Here is an 18,656-nt window from a genome sequence, read left to right as displayed (position 1 = left end):
CATGGACCTTGCTTTATCGGGAGCCACGGGACACGAGACTCCCGACGAGATCATCGAGGGCGGTTCTTATGAAAACGGTATCGGGCACGACCGGCGGGGCGCCGGAGCAGAAAGCGCGTGGCGCGCGCGCGGAGGTATTCGCATGGTGATCGCCAATCCGGAGAAGACGACGCTCGCCGCGCGCAGCTTCGAACTCGGCGTCATGTCGGGCTTCGATCGCTATTCGGTCGAGCATGGCGAGTGGACGCTCTCCAGCGTGTTCCAGCCGGTGTTCAGTCTTTCGCACATGCGCGCGGTCGGTTACGAAGGGCTGTTGCGCGCGCACGATGCGCTCGACCGTCCCGTGCCGCCGGTGGACGTGTTCGCGCAGTCGTCGCGCGTGGGCGAAGCATTGCAGATCGACCGTCTTGCGCAGGCGCTGCATCTCGAGAACTTCAAGATGCTCGGCGCGCAGACCGAATGGCTGTTTCTGAACGTGCATCCCGGCGCGCTGACCGAGCCGTATCACGCGGCCGCGCTGCTCGCCAACCTGAAGCGCCTGCATATCGAGCCGCGCCGCGTGGTGCTGGAAGTGCTGGAGCAGAGCGCGGAGGACATAGAACGGCTCGCGCAGGCGGTGCAGCAGTTCCGCGACCAGGGTTTCCTGATCGCGCTCGATGACTTCGGCGCGGGGCATACGAACATCGAACGGATTTGGCAGCTGGACCCGGACATCGTCAAACTGGACCGCGTGATGCTGTCTCACGCCGGCCACAACGTTCATGCGCCGCTGTCGGAGCGCACGCGCAAGCAGCGGCGCAACATGGAAGCGGTGCTGTCGGGCATCGTTTCGCTGCTGCACGAGGCGGGCAAGCTCGTGCTGATCGAGGGCGTCGAAACCGAGCACGAGGCGCAGCTTGCGCTCGCGAGCGGCGCGGACTTCGTGCAGGGCTTTTTCTTCGCGCGGCCGCATCCGGGCCTCGCGGACGGCGTGCACGCGCAGACCATCATCGGCGAGTTGACGGAGCGGTATCGCCTGCAGACGGAAGTGCGCGAGCGGCGCGTCGCGACGCGGCTTCAGCCCTACGTGCGCGCGTTCGAACGGGCGGCGGAAAGGCTTGCGGCGGGCGAACCGCTCGACGAGGTTTGCTGGAACTTCCTCGCGCTCGATCACGCGGCGCGCTGCTTTCTGCTCGACCAGAGCGGGCGGCAGTCCGGCCGCAATGTCGTGCTGCGCGCCGACCGCGCAGCACACGAAGCGCGCTTTCTGCCGCTCGTCGATGCGCAGGGCGCGAACTGGCTGCGTCGTCCGTACTTTCGCGCGGCGCTCGGCGACCCCGAGCGCGTGCATGTGACGAAGCCTTATCTGTCGATCAACGAGGCGATGCCGTGCGTCACGCTATCGGTGGAGACGCGTTCCGGCGGCAAGCGCTGCGTGCTGTGCGGCGACATCGACTGGCTGCCGGACGACGACATGGACTGACGCCGGTCACTTCGCGACGACGACCGGAATCCCCTTCAGCGACGACGCGCCCTTCATCCGTTCGATGGAAGCGCGCACCGCTTCGCCCGTCGCCGCCTCGATGCCGAGCCGCGCGACGAGTTCGCGCTCGCTGCGCTTGACCATCGCGAGATTCGCGAGCTTCACGTGGCCGTAGCCGCGCACGCGCTCGAAGAGCGCGGCGAGCGCCGCCACGTCTTTTGCGTTGCCCGCGTCGAGTTTGGCAAGTGCGCGCTGCATCGTGATTTCGTAGTCCTTGGCGAGCTGGCGCTCCATGCGGCGTTCGAGCGTTCTGCCGAACGGATCGAGCGCGGTGCCGCGCAGCGCGCGCAACTTCGACAAACCGCCGAGCACCGGCCACATCCACTGGCCGAAGGTTTTCTTCTTCGGCGCGCCGTGTGACAAAGCGGGCGGCGCGAGATTGAACTTCACGGCGTAAGCGTCGCCGGGCGCGCCTTCGAACTGCGCGGCGAGCGCGGCGCGGAATGCCGGGTCCGCATGCAGGCGCGCGACTTCGTATTCGTCCTTCACCGCGAGCAGCTTGTAGAACGTGATCGCCACGGCGCGCTTCACGTCTTCATTCGGCGATGCCTGCGCGAGCAGCGAACGATACCGCTCGACGTATTTCGCGCCGCCATACGCGAGAAGCCGTTGCTCGCGGTCACGAATCAGATCGGCGAGCGGCATGTCCGCCATCGCGACGCGCTTCTGCTGCGCCGACGACGCCAGCGCATCCAGCGCGTTGACATCCGCCGATGCGAGCCGGCCGATCGCGAAGGCCAGCTTGTTCGCCGCGACCGCGACGTTGTTCAGTTCCAGCGCACGCATCAACGCGCCGTGCGACACCGGCACGAGCCCGAGCTGCCACGCGAAGCCGAGCATGACGATGTTCGCGCCGATAGTGTCGCCGAGAAAGCGCGTCGCGAGCGATTGCGCGTCGCAGGCACGCAGCGCGTGAGCGGCATCGGCGCCTGCTGCGTGGCGCATCTTGTCGAGCAGCGCGTCGGCGTGCAGATTGGCGTCTGGGTTCTGCACGAAGCTCGCGTTCGGAATGGCGTGCGTGTTTACGACGATCTTCGTCCGGTCATGCCGCACCGTTTGCAACGCTTCGGGACTCGCGCCGACGACCATGTCGCAGGCGAGCAGCAAGTCGGCCTGCTGGGTGTCGATGCGCACCTGGTTCAGCAGCGCGTCCTCGCTCGCCACGCGTACGAACGACAGCACCGAGCCGCCTTTCTGCGCGAAGCCCATGAAATCGAGCACCGACGCGCTCTTGCCTTCCAGATGCGCCGCCATGCTGATGAGCGCGCCGACCGTGACGACGCCCGTGCCGCCCACGCCCGTCACCAGAATGTCGTACGGCGCGTGATCGAGATGCGCACGCGGTGGCGGAAGCGCATCGACGCGGCGCGCGAGTTCGCCGGGATCGAAAGCGTGGCCGTCGGCCTTTTTCAGCTTCGCGCCTTCCAGCGTGACGAAGCTCGGGCAGAAGCCGTTCACGCACGAATAGTCCTTGTTGCACGACGACTGGTCGATGCGGCGCTTGCGTCCCAGTTCCGTTTCCACCGGCTCGACGGAAAGACAATTCGACTGCACGCCGCAATCGCCGCAGCCTTCGCACACGGCTTCGTTGATGAAAAGCCGCTTGTCCGGATCGGGAAACTCGCCCTTCTTGCGGCGGCGGCGCTTTTCGGCGGCGCACGTCTGGTCGTAGATCAGCACAGTCACGCCGGGCGTGTCGCGCAGGCGGCGTTGCACGGCATCGAGTTCGCTGCGGTGATGAAACGTCGTGCCGCGCGGGAACTGGTCTTCGTGACCTTCGTACTTCTCGGGTTCGTCACTGACCACGACGAGCAGCGCGATGCCTTCCGCCTCTACTTGCCGCGCGATCTGCGGCACGGAAATGCTGCCGTCGACCGGCTGGCCGCCCGTCATCGCGACGGCGTCGTTATAGAGAATCTTGTACGTGATGTTGGCTTTCGCGGCCACCGCCTGACGGATCGCGAGAATGCCCGAGTGGAAGTACGTGCCGTCGCCGAGATTCTGGAAGACGTGCGGCGTCTTCGTGAACATCGCGTGCGAGGCCCAGTCGACGCCTTCGCCGCCCATCTGGATGAGGCCGGTCGTGTCGCGCTCCATCCACGACGCCATGAAGTGACAGCCGATGCCCGCCTGCGCGACCGATCCTTCCGGCACTTTCGTCGATGTGTTGTGCGGGCAGCCCGAGCAGAAGTAGGGTGTGCGCTTCACGGCATCGGCGATATTCGACAAAATCTGCGGCGCGACGAGATCGACCACTTTGTCGCGGCGGTCGAGCGCCGGCTTGTGGCGCGCGAGCCATTGCGCGAACACCGGCAGCACGCGCGAGGGCCGCAATTCGCCGAGCGCGGAGAGCAGCGGCGCGCCGTCCTGCGTCGTCTTGCCGATCACGACGGGCCGCGCGCCCTGAACGCGGTTGTACAGGTGATCCTTGATCTGCTGCTCGACGACCGGTCCTTTCTCCTCGATCACCAGCACTTCCGCGAGCCCTTCGACGAACGTGTCGAGGCGCGTCGTTTCGAGCGGAAACGACAGCCCGACCTTGTAGATGCGCACGCCGGCGGCGTCGAGATCGTCGACGGTGAGTTCGAGGCGGCGGAGCGCCTCCATCAGATCCAGATGCGCCTTGCCGCACGTCACGATGCCGACGTTCGCACGCGGACTCGGCGCGATCCACTTGTCGATGCTGTTGGTGCGCGCGAAGTGGCGCACGGCGTCGAGCTTCGCGTGCAGGCGCGCTTCGATGGTGAGGCTCGGCAAGTCGGGCCAACGGTTGTGCAGGCCGCCGGGCGGCGGCGTGAAGCCGTCGGGCGCGGTCCAGTCGGTCTTTAACGCATCGAGATCGACGGTCGAGCCGGATTCCACGGTCTCGGAAATGGCCTTGAAGCCGACCCACGCGCCCGAAAAGCGCGAGAGCGCCCAGCCGTACAGGCCGAATTCGAGCATGTCCGCCACGTTCGACGGATTCAGCACCGGCATATGCCACGCGATCATCGCCTGATCGCTCTGATGCGGCATGGACGATGAGACGCAGCCGTGGTCGTCGCCCGCCACCACGAGCACGCCGCCGTGCGGCGACGAGCCGTACGCGTTGCCGTGCTTGAGCGCATCGCCCGCGCGGTCCACGCCCGGACCTTTGCCGTACCACATTGCGAAGACGCCATCGACGGTGCGCTCCGGATCGCTCTCCACGCGCTGCGTGCCGAGCACGGCAGTGCCGCCGAGTTCCTCGTTGATCGCGGGCAGAAAGCGCACGTCGTGCGACGCGAGCAGCTTTTTCGCCTTCCACAGTTGTTGATCGACCATGCCGAGCGGCGAGCCGCGATAGCCGCTGATGAAACCGGCGGTGTTGAGGTGCGCGGCGCGGTCGAGCGCGCGCTGCATCAACACGAGACGCACCAGCGCCTGCGTGCCCGTCAGGAAGATTCGGCCGCCCGTGGCGCTCAGGTTGTCGCCGAGTTGGTAGTCGGACAGCGCGGGTTCGTTGAGGCGAGGCGACAGGGCATCGGCGGGGACGCGTGCGTTCATGGTTGTCTCGTTTTTTGTATGTGAGGCGATACGTCATTTTTTGTCACCGAAAGCGGAATGTTTTTTCGCACTCGCTGCAATTCGGCAGGCGTTGAGAAACGACGCAGGCTTTTTCGAGATATGCGGGAGAAATCTGCTCGATCCGGGCGCGCGTCGGCGTAAACCCGCAGCCGTGGCGCTCGCGTGGCGGCGCTGATTAGGACTAACCTGATCGCTTCCGAAAACGAGAGAAGGCCGCCGCCGATGAAACTCTTCTACTGGCCGAAGACGCGCGCGTTTCGCGCGCTGTGGATGCTCGAAGAACTGCGCGAGCCGTATGAACTGGCGTTCGTAAATATTCGCGCGGGCGCGCAGAATGAAGCCGCGTTCAGCCGCGTCAACCCGATGTCGAAGCTCCCGGCGCTCGACGACGGCGGCGTGCGCGTGGCGGAATCCGGCGCGGTGCTGCTCTATCTGGCGGACCGGTTCCCGGACGCGCGTTTGGGCGTGCCGCCTTCGGACCCGGCGCGCGGCCGGTTCCTGCAATGGATGTTCTTCACCGGCTCATGTCTGGAACCGGCGATGGCCGAACGCATGACGGGCGCGCAGGGCAATACGTTCAGCTTTGGCTGGGGCGATCTTGCGCGCGTCGAGCATGCAGTCGAAAGCGCGCTGGAAGAAGGGCCGTGGCTGCTCGGCGAGTTGTTTACCGCCGCCGACATCCTGCTGGCGAGCACGTTGCAGATTGCGTTCGTCGCGAGGCTGATCGAGCCGCAAGGCGTGCTCTTCGATTACGTCGAACGGGCGGTGGCGCGCGAGGGCTACGAGCGCGCGGCTGAGATCGACCATCGCGAGGCGGAGCGCCTCGGACTCAGGCCGCACCCGAAAATGCCGGTGGATTAAGACGTCGAGCCGCTGGTCAGGGAAACGTGCGAGGCTTTGGAATGCCCGCGCCGGCATCGATGTCCGCGACCGCGCGCAGGTGCGCGAGCTGAACGGCTTCGTGCGATGTGGGAAGGCCGTCGTCGCCGCCGACCGTCTTCCAGTCCTGCACGGCTTTGTCCAGATGGCGAATCTCGTACTCGGCGTCCCAGCGCGGGCCCTGAAGCTCGATCGGCCTCACGTGGATGGAATAGACGCCATATAGGAAGACCTGGTCCGGCATGTCGCCTCCGATGCAGTGGGCGGCGCGCACACGCCGCGATCGCGCCAGTTACAGTTCGATTTCCCCGAGGATGCGGTGCGCGAGCGCCCGCGCTTCGTCGAGCGCTTCGTGCTCGTTTTCCGATGCAGCTTCCACTTCGTAGAGCGTCGCGTCGGGCTGCTCGCCGTCGTCGCGCGCGAGCGAGACGAGCCCCTGGAACTTGCCGCCGTCGATGGCGCGTACGCCGATCTTCGCGGTATAGATGCCTTTCGTGTAGGTCGTGTCTTCCATGATGGATTCGCCTCAAGTCCCGGGACGCAAGCATGAAATTGATGCTAGCACGCGACCGCGCGACGCGTATGACAGCGGCGCGCGCTTGCTCGATGCTTAGCCGAGCAATTCCTCGACCTCGTCGAGCGACGGCGAATGCGCGCCCGAATGACGGCACGCCGCCGCGCCCGCCGCGAGCGCGAACTTCAGATGCTCGGGCCAGCCGCCGTGACGCGCCATCAGGCTATAGAGCAGCCCGCCGATGGACGCATCGCCCGCGCCGACCGTATCCGCCACCTCGATGGCCGGCGGACGCGCGCTGAACGCTTCATCACCGGCATAAAGCGTCGCCTCCGACGAGCCGCGCGTGACGAGCACGGTGGCTTGCGGGTTCATCGCGCGCAGTTGCGCGAGCGCGTCTTCCTCGGGAATGCCGCGAAACAGCATGTGCAGGTCTTCGTCCGACACCTTGATGAGATCGGCGAGGCCCGCCATGTTGCGCAGAATCGGCTCGTAGCCGTGCTCCATAAGATTCCGATAGTTCGGATCGAAGCTGATCTTGACGCCGTGCTCGCGCAGTGTCGCGGCAAGCGCGGCGAGCGTCGCGCCGAGCGGCTGGCGCACGAGGCTGATGCAGCCGAAGTGCGCCCACTTCACGCGCTCCATCCAGCCTTGCGGGAGCTTCGCCGGATCGAAGGCGAGATCCGCGCCGTTCTCCCCCATGAAGTAATAGGTCGGCGGCTGCGTCTTGTGGACGATGGCGAGCAGCGGCGGACGCTCGACGCGCTGCATGAAGCGCATGTCGAGGCCCGCGGCGACGCTCGCGTGCCAGAGGTCGTCGGAGAAATTGTCGGTGCCGAGCGAACCGGCGCTCGCGGTCGGCAGCCCGAGCCGGGCGACGGCGCGCGCGACGTTCCAGCCCGCGCCGCCCGGACGCGACAGCCAGCTCTCGTCTCCGGTGCGGATCAGGTCGGTGAGGATGTCGCCAGCCGAGACGAACTGCGGGAAAGTGGTGTGATCGGTTGCCATCGTGCTTACCGTGAGTTGTGCGGCGAGGCGAGCGCGTTCAGCACTTCGTAGCACGCGCCCATCGTGTGATAGTCGGTCTTGCCGGCGGGACTCTTTTCGTCGCCGTACTTGCGGTTGTCGCACGTGAGAATGCGATACCACGCGCCGTAGCGGTGATCGACGAAATGCGCCCAGCTATAGCGCCAGAGTTCGTCGTAGCAGTCCCAGAAGCGTTCGCTGCCGGTGCGCGCGCCGAGAAGCGCCGCCGCCGCGAAGCTCTCCGCCTGCACCCAGAAGTACTTGTCGTGGTCGCAGATGCTGTCGTCCGGGCCGAAGCCGTAGTACAGGCCGCCGTGCCGGTCGTCCCACGCGCGGCAAAAGCCTGCATCGAACAGTTCGATGGCGCGCGGCGCGAGCCACGGCAGCGCGCGATGCCGTTCGAGAATCAGCAGCAGCTTGGCCCATTCCGTTTGATGCCCCGCCTGGAAGCCCCACGGGCGGAAGATGTTCGAGCTGTCCGATTCGTTGTAATGCCAGTCCACGGACCAGTCGCGGTGAAAATGCTCCCACACGAGGCCGTTCGACAAGCGCGCCTGCCGCAGCGTGATGTTGCCCGCGATTTTCTCCGCGCGATCGAGATAGAGCACGTGACCGGTCGCATCAAAGGCCGCGAGCAGCGCTTCGGTGGCGTGCATGTTCGCGTTCTGCCCGCGGTAGTCCGAAAGCTGCCAGTCGGGCGTGGCTTCGTCGGCGTAGAGACCCGCTTCGGCGTCCCAGAAACGGCGCTCCATCAGCGCGAAGGTTTCGTCGATCATCGGCCGCGCTTCGTCGATGCCCGCCATCGCCGCATGGGCGCACGCGAGCAGCACGAAGGCCATGCCGTAGCAGTGGCGCGTGCCGTCGAGCGTGCGCTTCTGGCCGTCGCGCCATTCGATTTCCCAGTCGTAGCCTTCGTGCGCGGCGTCCCAGTGCGCGTCGCGCAGGAAACGGAACGCGTGCCGCGCGTCGTCCAGGAACTGCCCATCGCCGAAGTGGCGGTACGCCATTGCGTAGTTAAAGACGAAGCGCGTGCTGCTGACGAGATGGCGCGTGGTGCGGTCGTAGACCGAGCCGTCGTCCTTGAAGAAATGGTAAAAGCCGCCTGAAGGGTCGCGGCCGGCCTGCGCGTAGAAAGCGAGCGTGTCCCGCACGTGCGAGAGCAGGAAGTCGCGGCTGCGGAAGTCGATCCGACCTTCCGGCGCCTGGCCCGAGGCGACGGCGGCGACGGCGGGTGAAGCGGTCATGTTCATGGCGTGCGGATGTCCTCTTTCGTGCCCGAACTCGCGCGAGCGATGAATTCCACGCTCATCAGCGAGTCGGCCTGGTCCGGCGGTGTCGAATGATCGTCGAGCAGCAATTCGACGCCTCGCCGCCCGAGTGCTTCCTTGTCCACGGCGACCGTCGAAAGCGGCGGCGCGCTGTGAGCGGCGGCGGGGATGTCGTCGAAGCCGACGAACGCGATGTCCTCCGGCACGCGCAAGCCGTGCGCGAGACAGACGCGCATGGCCGCGAGGGCCGCTGCATCGTTATAGGCGAAAACGGCGTCGGGCAGCGGATTCGATTGCGCGCGCGTCTCGGCGATCAGGCGCTCCATGGCGTCGGCGGCGGCGACATCGGCAGGTACGCCGGCCTGCGCGGTGACTTCCAGCGTCGGATCGAAGAGCAGGCCCGCATCGAAATACGCCTTGCGATACCCGAGCGCCCGCTGCGCGATACTGTGATGCGCGAGCGACCCGCCGATGAACGCGACGCGCCGCCGCCCGAGCGCGAAGAGATGCTGCATGGCGAGCGCCGCGCCCTTCGCGTTGTCGATATCGACGGAGCGAAACCCGGGCGCGCGCAGATCGATGAGCACGATGGGGCGCGCGAGCGATTGCAGATGCGCAAGCAGTTCCGGCTCGACGAAGCCCGCGACCGCGATGGCGTCGGGCGCATGCAGCCGCAGTTGCTGCGCGAGGTCTTGCGTCGGACCGGCGGTGAGCACGGACGGCACGAGACGGCGTTCGCGGCATGCATCTTCGAAGCCGTGCAGCACTTGGGAGAAGAACGGGCTGACGGCGAAATTGTTGTGCTGCCGATGCAGCAGAAAGGTCACGCGACGGATGCGCGTGCGCAACTGCGCGGAATCGTAGCCGAGGCGCTGCGCGACTTCGACGACGCGCACGCGCGTGGCCTCGGACAGCCCCGGCTGGTTCTTGAGCGCACGCGAAACCGTCCCGATGGAGACGCTCGCCGCGCGTGCGACGTCGCGGATGGTAGTGGCCATCGTGTTGTTCTCTAGGATGAGGCGAGAGCGTATGCAGGTGCAGGCGCTTGCCGGGCCGGATTGTATAGTAAAAGGGGCGTGCGACGCGTGCGGAAGCGCCTAGAGAAAACCACTAAGCCTTCTAAAAAGCGGTTCTCGGCGTCATCGTCTGTTTAGTAAAACGCTGGAAACCGACTGGGGCGGTACCGCGCGTACTCGTGCTGGCGACTGCGCTGCGGCTCGTGTCATCAGGAGGTGAATGTAACGACGTTGCTTTCCGGCGGCATCGTACGACGGCGCGTGCGCATTCGCTCGCGACTCCGTCCCCGAGAGCCATGGGACATTTGCTCGCCGATCGTCGTCGCTCAGATCGTTTCCACGCTTGCTCGCAGCGTCCGTCCCGCGAGCGATGATGCATCCGCTCGCTTCGCCGCCGCTCATATCAGGACGACTTCGTAAGGCCGCGTAAGCCTTGCCAGCGCATGTTCGGCCAAAACGGCCGCCTGTCCTGTCGCGGTGTCCGGCTCGAGCTGGCTGCGAAAAGCCTGCACCGCTCGCAGCTTGCGGGCATGCGTGGCGTGGTCCATCACGATTCGGCGGGCGCGGCCCACGGTACGCGAGTATCGTCGGGCGACGCCCAATGCCAGGTGAAAAGCGGCACTTCCACGAATGGCAGCCCCAGCGAAGCGGCGGTCGAGAACGCGGCGCGCCCGACCGCTTCGTGGTCCGAATGCCCGTCGTGACGCCAGGGCGCGAAGACGACGTCGTCCGGCTCCAGATGCTTCGCGAGAAACGCCGACAAGATCGGCTCCATCTTATCCGCGCTGCCGTGTAACAGGCCGAGCCTCGCCACCTGCACGTTTCGTAGATGCAGCCGTTGCAGCGCCTCGCGCGTTTCCATGGGACGAACGGCGGCAAGGCGCTCCGGCGGCCACTCGGTGGAATTCGGGTGACTCGCGGTGCCGTCCGTAACCGCGACGATGAAGAGGTTCCTGCTCGTCTCCGATAGCTGGGCGAGCAATGCACCCGTGCCGAGGACTTCGGCGTCCGGATGCGGCGCGATGACGACCGCGCGAGCGCCGGGCGGCACGAGCGCCGGGCGGCACGAGCTCAATCGAACGTACTTCCGGCAAGGCGCCGAGACGTCCCGATCTCTGCCATGCGTCCTCCGGCGTGCCGTGGGCGGAAGGCTCGTCTTGCCGCGTCGGCGAACTCTGCGCTTTGAGCGTAGCCATTCAATGCTCTCCTTTCACTCGCGCGCAGACTCACTCAACCGCCTTTGCGCGGCGCGGGCAAGGCCCGGCGCGGCGGGTGCCAATGCGCGATGCCGGATGACCGCGATGCGCGGCTCGTCGCAACAGGAGTTCGTGGATGTATGGCGCGCTGTGCATGGCTTTCCCCGTGGTCGCATATGCGTGATGTGACCGCAGTGTGGCAAGTCATGTACCCGAGCGATACCCGGCCGAACGACATAGGCAAAAGCGCCGGACGATAGGCATACGAACGTTGCACGACGCTGCTCGCAGTCAGGTTGTTTCGCCTATGCCGTTCGGCCGAGTCGACGTCGGGTGACCTCTGCGCTCAAATGACGAAAAGGCCGCACGGGGCGGCCTTCTTTGAAGCGAGAAGAGACGATGCAGCGATCAGCGGCGCGCGGGCGCTCCGACACTTTTGCTTTCCCGTGCGGGTTCGGCGGCGGTCCTGCGCGAGCCCCAACGCTGCGCGAGCACCGCGCACACCATCAACTGGATCTGGTGGAAGAGCATGAGCGGCAACACAACCGCCCCGACTGCGTGCGAGGCGAAGATGACCTTCGCCATCGGGATGCCGGACGCGAGACTTTTCTTCGAGCCGCAGAAGATGATGGTGATCTGATCGGCGCGGCTAAAACCGAGCCGCTTCGCGGTGAAGGCGGTGATAAAGAGCGCCACCGCCAGCAGGAGAACGTTCACGACGAGCAGGCCGAGCAGTGCCGACGCGGAGATCGAATGCCAGATGCCTTCGTTCACCGCTTCGCTGAACGCGACGTAGACGACCAGAAGAATGGAACCCTGATCGACGAACTTGAGCACCGGCTTGTGCCGATCCACCCACTTGCCGATGGCGGGCCGCAGCAATTGTCCGGCAACGAACGGCACCAGCAGTTGGAGCACGATATTGCCGACGGTGTGCCACGGCGACCCGGCGGTCGCGCCATGATTGCTCACCAGCAGCCCGACGAGCGCCGGGGTGATGAAGATGCCGAGCAGACTGGACGCCGACGCGCTGCACACGGCCGCCGGCACGTTGCCCTTGGCCATGGACGTGAAAGCAATGGACGACTGGACGGTCGATGGCAGCGTACACAGGAAGAGGATGCCGGTGTAGAGAGCGGGCGTCACGAGCGGACTGAGCACGGGCTTGAGCGCCACGGCGAGCAGCGGAAACATCACGAAGGTACTGAGCAGCACCAGAAGATGCAGGCGCCAGTGCGTCGCGCCCGCGACGATTGCTTCGCGGGACAGCTTCGCGCCGTGCAGGAAGAACAGCAGCCCGATGGCGATGTCGGTGATCCAGTTGAATGCCACCGCAGCGCTGCCGCGGCACGGCAGCAAGCTAGCGATGACGACGGTGCCGATCAGCGCCAGTGTGAAGTTGTCAGGAAGGAGTTTGGGCCGTGCCATCAAGAAAGGTCTCGCACTCGGACGCTGCCGGGCTTACAGGCCGGGCGGGCGGCAGGTTAGGGAAAACCATGATTTTCGCCTGCGGTCGATTGAATTGGCAAATTCATTCAATCGATCGATTGATTCCATTTTCGCATTAAAACACTCTGGAGCCAGGAAGGCGCTAGCAACTTGCGAGCCTCGACCGTCGTCTGGCGAACGGGAAACGCTGGTATCAATCGTCCTATGAATTGAGGCGCAACTAAGGAGATCGAAGTAAAAAAACTCTGACGTAACATGGTGTTACAACCATCGCGCCGGCATAACACTTTTTGGCTCGACTGCTGCCGCGAACGTTAATAAATTGTTGCTTGCGCTGGTCAGTGCGGCGCGCCGTCGGGTCGTTCTGCCCGATGCGCGCTTACTCCGCATGAAACTTGGCTAGCGTCCCGTTCGGCGGTTCGGCATGGCAACGCTGCGGTTGTACGGTCGGATATTCGTTTGGATGCAAGGCAGTATCGACATGGCGCCCACAGGCTTTCGCAAGACGACTCGGTTTCTCGCTTCCGCCGCGCTCCTCGGGCTCGCGGCAACGGGAACGCTCGCGCTCGCGGGACCGCGCGCCGAGTGGCTGTCCCCGGCCGTTTTCAGCGATTCCGCGTCGAGCCGCGAGTCTCTTCATGCCACCCCGGTTGCCGCCAAGGAAGGCCTCACGCCCGTGAGCGCCGAAATGCGCGCGACGCCACGCGCCGAGCAGGCCGCGCCGTTCCGTGGCACAGGCTCCATTCGCGCCGACATCACCCGCTATAACGAAGAACGCAACCTGCCGCGACCGCAGGGCCGCCCGTCGGACGACGGCCGCGCGCCCGCCGCATCGAACTTCCGCAATTGATCGACCCGTGCTTCGCTTTTCGCGCGAACGCGTGTTTCGTGGCAGTTAACGAAAAATAAAAGGCGCGTCCAGCGCGCGTGTCACGGTGACGTAATCTCACCACAATCGGGCGTCACTTTTCCTGTCAGACGTTCCCCTCTTTTTTCCGCGCAAGGACAATGCGGCCTTCGGCTTTTTGCGCGTTTTGCTTAGATTCGAAACTCCTTTCATCGCGTCGGAAGTCGCGCCGGTGCGCGCCCCCGGCCGGGCGAATCGCCTTGTTGGCATTCGCTCGACGCACTCGGCCTTTGCATGAACGAGCGCCTTGCCCGGCCTTCGCGTCACGGAGTACTCGAAACGCTATACCCGCAATAACGAGAAAGATTTTTGACCGGAGAAATGGTCCGTGAAGATGGTGCCGCTCCACACGCGATGCCTCTCGCCAGAAGCCCATTACGCCGGTCAGACGAGGCGAGCGTCACGTTCCTCGCCCGCCACGCATTTAATTTTCGACAAACGACAGGAGAGTTCATGAAGCCAACCGTCAACCGTGCGCCGCAGAAAACGGTGAAAGCAGCCGTCAAGGCCACCGCGATCGCCGCGATGATCGGCTTTTTCGCCGCAGGCGCGGCTCACGCGCAGTCGAGCGTGTCGCTGTACGGCCAGGTCGACGAATGGGTCGGCGCAACGAAGTTTCCGGGCGGCCAACGCGCATGGAATGTCAGCGGCGGCGGCATGTCGACGTCGTACTGGGGCATGAAGGGCGCCGAAGACCTCGGCAACGGCTACAAGGCGATCTTCACCCTCGAGAGCTTCTTCCGCGCGCAGAACGGCCACTACGGCCGCTTCGACGGCGACACGTTCTTCGCTCGTAACTCGTATGTCGGCATTCAGGGCCCGATCGGTACGTTCACCGCTGGCCGTCTGACCACGCAACTCTTCGTCTCGACGATTCTGTTCAACCCGTTCGTCGACTCGTATGTCTTCTCGCCGATGGTCTACCACGTGTTCCTCGGTCAGGGCACGTTCCCGACCTACACGACGGATCAGGGCGTCACCGGCGACTCCGGCTGGAACAACGCCGTTCAATACACGACGCCCGACTTCAACGGCCTCTCGGGCAGCGCGATGTACGCGTTCGGCAACAGCGCCGGCGACAATCGCTCGAAGAAGTACAGCGTGCAGTTCCTGTACTTCCACGGCCCGTTCGCGGCGACCGGCGTCTACCAGTACGTGAACTTCAACAACACGCCGGGCGATCTGCCGACCTCCAATGCGTTCACCACTCCCGGCTTCAAGAGCCAGAGCGTCGGGCAGTTGGGCGCGTCGTTCGACATGAAGTACGTGAAGTTCTTCGCGCAGTACATGTACACGAAGAACGACATCGAGCCGACCTCGTTCCACGTCAACACGGGGCAGGGCGGCGTGACGGTGCCGGTCGGCCCCGGCACAGTGATGGCGTCCTACGCATACTCGCGCAGCAACGGCGGTCTCGATCAGACGCACAAGAGCTGGGCCGTCGGCTACGACTACCCGCTCTCGAAGCGCACCGACGTCTACGCCGCGTACCTCAACGACAAGTACACGGGCATGTCGTCGGGCGACACGTTCGGCGTCGGCATTCGCGCGAAGTTCTAAGCGCAGCGCCAAGCCGCAAACGAAAACACCGCGCCGAGTGCGCGGTGTTTTTTTCCAGGCCTGCGAAACCGGCTCAACGAATCCCGAGCCGCGTCTTCGCGTCCTCATACTCTTCTTTCAGTCTCGCGACCAGTTCGGCGACGCTCGGCGTGTCGTGCATCAGGCCGACGCCCTGACCCGCGCCCCAGATGTCCTTCCACGCCTTCGCCTTGCTTGCGCCGTCGCCGAAATTCATCGCGGTTTTGTCGGATTCGGGCAGCGCGTCCGGATCGAGCCCCGCGTTCACGATGCTGCGGCGAATGTAGTTGCCGTGGACGCCCGTGAAGAGATTCGTATAGACGATGTCCGCCGCGCTCGACTCGACGATCGCCTGCTTATAGCTGTCGAGCGCATGCGCCTCGCGCGTCGCGATGAAGCGCGTGCCCATGTACGCGAGGTCCGCGCCCATCGCCAGCGCGGCGAGGATCGAGCCGCCATTGGCGATCGAGCCGGACAGCACGATAGGTCCGTCGAAGATGCGCCGCACTTCACCGACGAGCGCGAACGGCGAGGTCGTGCCCGCGTGGCCGCCCGCGCCCGCCGCGACGAGAATCAGCCCGTCGACGCCCGCCTCCAGCGCCTTCTGCGCATGGCGCAAATTGATGACGTCGTGCAGCACGATGCCGCCATACGAATGCACCGCGTCGATCATCTCCTTGACCGGCGCGCGCAGGCTCGTGATGAAAATCGGGACCTTGTGCTCGACGCACACGCGCACGTCGTGCTCGAGCCGCGCGTTCGACTGGTGCACGATCTGATTCACCGCAACCGGCCCGATCGCCGCATCCGGGTTCGCCGCCTTGTGTTCTGCAAGCGACGCCTGAATCTGCGCGAGCCATTCATCGAGCAATTCGGCCGGCCGCGCGTTCAACGCGGGAAAGGAGCCGACGATCCCCGCCTTGCATTGCGCGAGCACGAGTTCGGGATAACTGACGATGAACATCGGCGAGCCGATAACGGGAAGCGTCAGATTTTCGAGGACGGCGGGAAGGGCCATGAGACGAGTCTCCTGATGTGTCATCTCGTTCGACGCAGCATAAGAATGCCCCGAAGCGATGATTAGGAACGATCGTTCGATTATAGGCAGCGCGAGCTTTCTGTGAACCGGGGCAAATCCGAGTGAATCCTCGGTTTTCGCGCAATTCGGGCGTTGCACAAGTGAGCATTCGAAGCGCCACGCCTACAATGACCCGCACAGTAACAACAAGAACGCATCATGTCTTTCGCCGCCTTCGAGCCCTTTACAGTCGACGCTGCGGGCGTCGGGATCGCCGGCATGAAGGGCGGCGACGGCCCGCCGCTTCTGCTGCTGCACGGCCATCCGCAGACGCACGAAATCTGGCACAAGTGCGCGGACGTTCTCGCGCGCCACTTCACGGTGATCGCGACGGATCTGCGCGGCTACGGCGCGTCCGCGAAGCCCGAGAGCGACGAACAGCACACGCCGTATTCCAAGCGCGCGATGGCAGCCGACCAGGTCGCGGTGATGCGGCACTTCGGCTTCGACCACTTTCTCGTGTGCGCGCACGATCGCGGCGCGCGCGTCGCGCATCGCATGGCGATGGACTTCCCCGATGCCGTCGATCGCCTGATGCTGCTCGATATTGCGCCGACGCTCGCCATGTACGAAGCGACCGACCGCGAGTTCGCGACCGCGTATTTCCACTGGTTTCTGCTGATTCAGCCGTCGCCGCTGCCGGAGTTACTCATCGGCGGCAATCCGAACGCGTATATCGACCGCGTGATGGGCAATCGCCACGCGGGGCTCGCGCCGTTCGCGCCGCACGCGTTGCAGGCGTATCGCGATTCGCTCGCCCAACCGGGCGCGGTCTACGCCATGTGCGAAGACTATCGCGCGTCCGCGAGCATCGATCTGGAACATGATCGCGCCGATCTGGAGCGCGGGCTCAGGATCGCGTGTCCGTTGCGCGTGTTGTGGGGCGAAGAGGGCGTGATCGAGCGATGCTTCGACGCGCTCGCAGAATGGCGGCGCGTCGCACGCGACGTGAGCGGCCGCGCGCTGCCGTGCGGGCATTACATTCCCGAGGAACAGCCGGACATGTTGATCGAAGAGATGCTGGCCTTCTTCGACACAACGGCTTGACGGGCGAGCGCCCGTCAACCATCTGTAGGGAAAGCACCGATGCACGGGGTATATCGTCGGGTTAGGATCGACTCGACGTTGATCACGTCTATGTTCGCCGCTTGCCGTAGCTGACAAGCGGCTTTCTTTTTGGCCTCACGTCTTCTACGCGATGGCCACGACGCCCGCCTCCATCTTCACTGCGCCCGCCTGCGCCAGTTCCCCGACGATCTTCTCCAGCAACGCGCGGCGCTCGCCCGGCGCCGCAAGCGCATTCGCGGCGGCGCGCATGGCGCGGGCGGTCGCGGTCGTGGCGATGAGGGCGTCGAAACTCATCGCGCGCACCTCCATCAGCTTGAATACGATCAGCACTTTCAGCGCGTTCTTCGCGTTGCGTGCCGGATCGGCCTGCAAGTAATCGAGCCGCGACGAAGCGACCTCGAGTGCGCGCGCCACATCCGTGAACGGCGCGCCGTGACCGGGAATCACGAGACCGACGTCGAGCTGCGCAATGAGATCGAGCACCGCGCGCTCTTCGGCGAAGCCGCTCGCGCCTTCCAGTTCCGGAAAGATCACGCCGAAGCCGTTCTCCCAGAGCGCGTCGGCGCTGATGAGCACGCGGGCGTCGGCGCAATAGAGCATCAGCGAATGCGGATGATGCCCCGGCGCGCCGAGCACGGACCACGACAGGCCGCCGAGCGTGAGCGTCGCGCCGCTCGCGATGGTGCCCGTGAACCCGAAACGGTCGCACCGCTGGCCGGTCGCGTTGAAGGTCAGCGCGTATTCGTTCCATTCGCGCACGGCGTCGGCGTCGGCGGCGGGGATCAGCGTGTCGCACGCATACGTTTGCTGAAGCAGCGCGTTGCCGCCGCAATGGTCCGAGTGAAGATGCGTGTTGACGATGAGATCGAGCTTGCGCGCGCCGAGCTTCTGCCGGACCAACGCCAACGTTTGCGGGGCGTGCGAGACGTAGCCCGTATCGACGAGCGCCGCGCACTCCTCGCTCGAAAACAGCACGTTGTTGGACGAGAGCCAGCCGCGCTCGAAGACGGTCATGGAGTCGGGTAGCACGTTCACGGCGTGGTCTCCTTCGGCATGACGACAATGGTCGCCGTCGCCTTCATCACGGTTTCGCCGAGTTGATTCTGGGCGCCGCCTTCGAGCTTCGTTAGATCGCCGCCGAGGCTCGCCTTCCACTTCGCCTCGATGACCTGCCAGCGCATGGTGAGCACGTCGCCGGCTTTCACGGCGCGCGTGAGCTTGATGCCAAATTCCAGGCCGAGCGGCTGCGCGTATCGCGCGAAGTGATCGGCGATCATCGCCATGAGATGCGCGGTCGGCTGCGTGCCGGACGCGATGAGCGCGCCGAAGCGGCTCGCGCGCGCATAGGCTTCGTCGTGATGCAGCGGGTTCGTGTCGTTGACGAGCGTCGCGAACTGGCGAATGGAATCGGCGGGCAGCGCGAGCGTCGCCTCGAACGATTCGCCCAGCATCACGACGCGCGCGCCTTGCCGGCGGCTCTCGATGCGCGCGAGCACGCTGCGTTTCGCGGCGTCGTCATACGCGCTCCATTCCGCGATTTCGCCGATGGTGCGAAAGCAGCCGTCGCAGAAGCCTGTTTGCGGATTCATGCGGCACACATCGACGCAGG

General features: G+C 65.1%; 17 protein-coding genes. 5 read left to right on the top strand and 12 right to left on the bottom strand.

All coding sequences use genetic code 11. From position 1 onward, the window contains the following. Positions 1–142: 142 nt before the first annotated feature. Positions 143–1,462: an EAL domain-containing protein gene (locus P9239_RS17475; protein ID WP_309754126.1), complete on the top strand. Its 1,320-nt coding sequence runs from the start codon at positions 143–145 to the stop codon at positions 1,460–1,462. Between the two features lie 6 nt (positions 1,463–1,468). On the opposite strand, the gene P9239_RS17470 is transcribed toward P9239_RS17475, so the two are convergent. Next, positions 1,469–5,047 (bottom strand): indolepyruvate ferredoxin oxidoreductase family protein, encoded by a 3,579-nt coding sequence (locus P9239_RS17470; protein WP_309753090.1) that lies wholly within the window; start codon positions 5,045–5,047, stop codon positions 1,469–1,471. 243 nt (positions 5,048–5,290) lie between these two features. On the opposite strand from P9239_RS17470, the gene P9239_RS17465 reads away from it, so the two are divergent. Further along, entirely contained in the window at positions 5,291–5,929 is a 639-nt protein-coding gene (locus P9239_RS17465; protein WP_309753089.1) for a glutathione S-transferase, read from the top strand. 16 nt (positions 5,930–5,945) lie between these two features. Here P9239_RS17465 and P9239_RS17460 read toward each other — a convergent pair whose 3' ends face one another. The 8 genes from P9239_RS17460 to P9239_RS17425 form a co-directional block, all read right to left on the bottom strand. After that, positions 5,946–6,191: a hypothetical protein gene (locus tag P9239_RS17460; protein WP_309753087.1), complete on the bottom strand. Its 246-nt coding sequence runs from the start codon at positions 6,189–6,191 to the stop codon at positions 5,946–5,948. A 48-nt stretch (positions 6,192–6,239) separates the two neighbouring features. Continuing rightward, positions 6,240–6,461 (bottom strand): hypothetical protein, encoded by a 222-nt coding sequence (locus P9239_RS17455; protein WP_309753085.1) that lies wholly within the window; start codon positions 6,459–6,461, stop codon positions 6,240–6,242. 96 nt (positions 6,462–6,557) lie between these two features. Continuing rightward, positions 6,558–7,469: a carbohydrate kinase gene (locus tag P9239_RS17450; RefSeq protein ID WP_309753083.1), complete on the bottom strand. Its 912-nt coding sequence runs from the start codon at positions 7,467–7,469 to the stop codon at positions 6,558–6,560. Positions 7,470–7,474: 5 nt separating this feature from the next. After that, positions 7,475–8,737, bottom strand: coding sequence for an AGE family epimerase/isomerase (locus P9239_RS17445; RefSeq protein WP_309753082.1), 1,263 nt, complete (start codon positions 8,735–8,737; stop codon positions 7,475–7,477). Further along, on the bottom strand, positions 8,734–9,753 hold the full coding sequence (locus tag P9239_RS17440; protein ID WP_309753080.1) for a LacI family DNA-binding transcriptional regulator: 1,020 nt from the start codon (positions 9,751–9,753) through the stop codon (positions 8,734–8,736). The genes P9239_RS17445 and P9239_RS17440 overlap by 4 nt, the downstream gene beginning before the upstream one ends. A 416-nt stretch (positions 9,754–10,169) precedes the next feature. Further along, on the bottom strand, positions 10,170–10,319 hold the full coding sequence (locus P9239_RS17435) for a hypothetical protein (protein ID WP_309753078.1): 150 nt from the start codon (positions 10,317–10,319) through the stop codon (positions 10,170–10,172). Next, entirely contained in the window at positions 10,319–10,846 is a 528-nt protein-coding gene (locus P9239_RS17430) for a PIG-L family deacetylase (protein WP_309753076.1), read from the bottom strand. The genes P9239_RS17435 and P9239_RS17430 overlap by 1 nt, the downstream gene beginning before the upstream one ends. A 529-nt stretch (positions 10,847–11,375) precedes the next feature. Beyond that, on the bottom strand, positions 11,376–12,395 hold the full coding sequence (locus P9239_RS17425) for a bile acid:sodium symporter family protein (protein ID WP_309753075.1): 1,020 nt from the start codon (positions 12,393–12,395) through the stop codon (positions 11,376–11,378). Between the two features lie 484 nt (positions 12,396–12,879). Here P9239_RS17425 and P9239_RS17420 point away from each other — a divergent pair, with 484 nt between their 5' ends. Together P9239_RS17420 and P9239_RS17415 are read left to right on the top strand one after the other, a co-directional pair. Continuing rightward, positions 12,880–13,266, top strand: coding sequence for a hypothetical protein (locus tag P9239_RS17420; protein WP_309753074.1), 387 nt, complete (start codon positions 12,880–12,882; stop codon positions 13,264–13,266). Between the two features lie 510 nt (positions 13,267–13,776). Next, positions 13,777–14,883 carry a porin gene (locus tag P9239_RS17415; protein WP_309753072.1) on the top strand — a complete coding sequence of 369 codons (1,107 nt, stop codon included), beginning with the start codon at positions 13,777–13,779 and terminating at the stop codon, positions 14,881–14,883. Between the two features lie 73 nt (positions 14,884–14,956). Here P9239_RS17415 and P9239_RS17410 read toward each other — a convergent pair whose 3' ends face one another. Further along, positions 14,957–15,919: a nitronate monooxygenase family protein gene (locus P9239_RS17410; protein ID WP_309753070.1), complete on the bottom strand. Its 963-nt coding sequence runs from the start codon at positions 15,917–15,919 to the stop codon at positions 14,957–14,959. A 219-nt stretch (positions 15,920–16,138) separates the two neighbouring features. On the opposite strand from P9239_RS17410, the gene P9239_RS17405 reads away from it, so the two are divergent. Continuing rightward, on the top strand, positions 16,139–17,026 hold the full coding sequence (locus P9239_RS17405) for an alpha/beta hydrolase (protein ID WP_309753068.1): 888 nt from the start codon (positions 16,139–16,141) through the stop codon (positions 17,024–17,026). Positions 17,027–17,170: 144 nt separating this feature from the next. Here P9239_RS17405 and P9239_RS17400 read toward each other — a convergent pair whose 3' ends face one another. Both P9239_RS17400 and P9239_RS17395 read right to left on the bottom strand, forming a co-directional pair. Next, on the bottom strand, positions 17,171–18,082 hold the full coding sequence (locus P9239_RS17400; protein WP_309753067.1) for an MBL fold metallo-hydrolase: 912 nt from the start codon (positions 18,080–18,082) through the stop codon (positions 17,171–17,173). Further along, positions 18,079–18,636: a MaoC family dehydratase N-terminal domain-containing protein gene (locus tag P9239_RS17395; protein WP_309753066.1), complete on the bottom strand. Its 558-nt coding sequence runs from the start codon at positions 18,634–18,636 to the stop codon at positions 18,079–18,081. Before P9239_RS17395 ends, P9239_RS17400 begins: the two co-directional genes overlap by 4 nt. Positions 18,637–18,656: the final 20 nt, after the last annotated feature.

This window comes from Caballeronia sp. LZ062, assembly GCF_031450785.1.
GTDB lineage: Bacteria > Pseudomonadota > Gammaproteobacteria > Burkholderiales > Burkholderiaceae > Caballeronia.
Note: the sequence above shows the minus strand (reverse complement) of the source record. Positions and strands in the feature narration are given on the sequence as shown.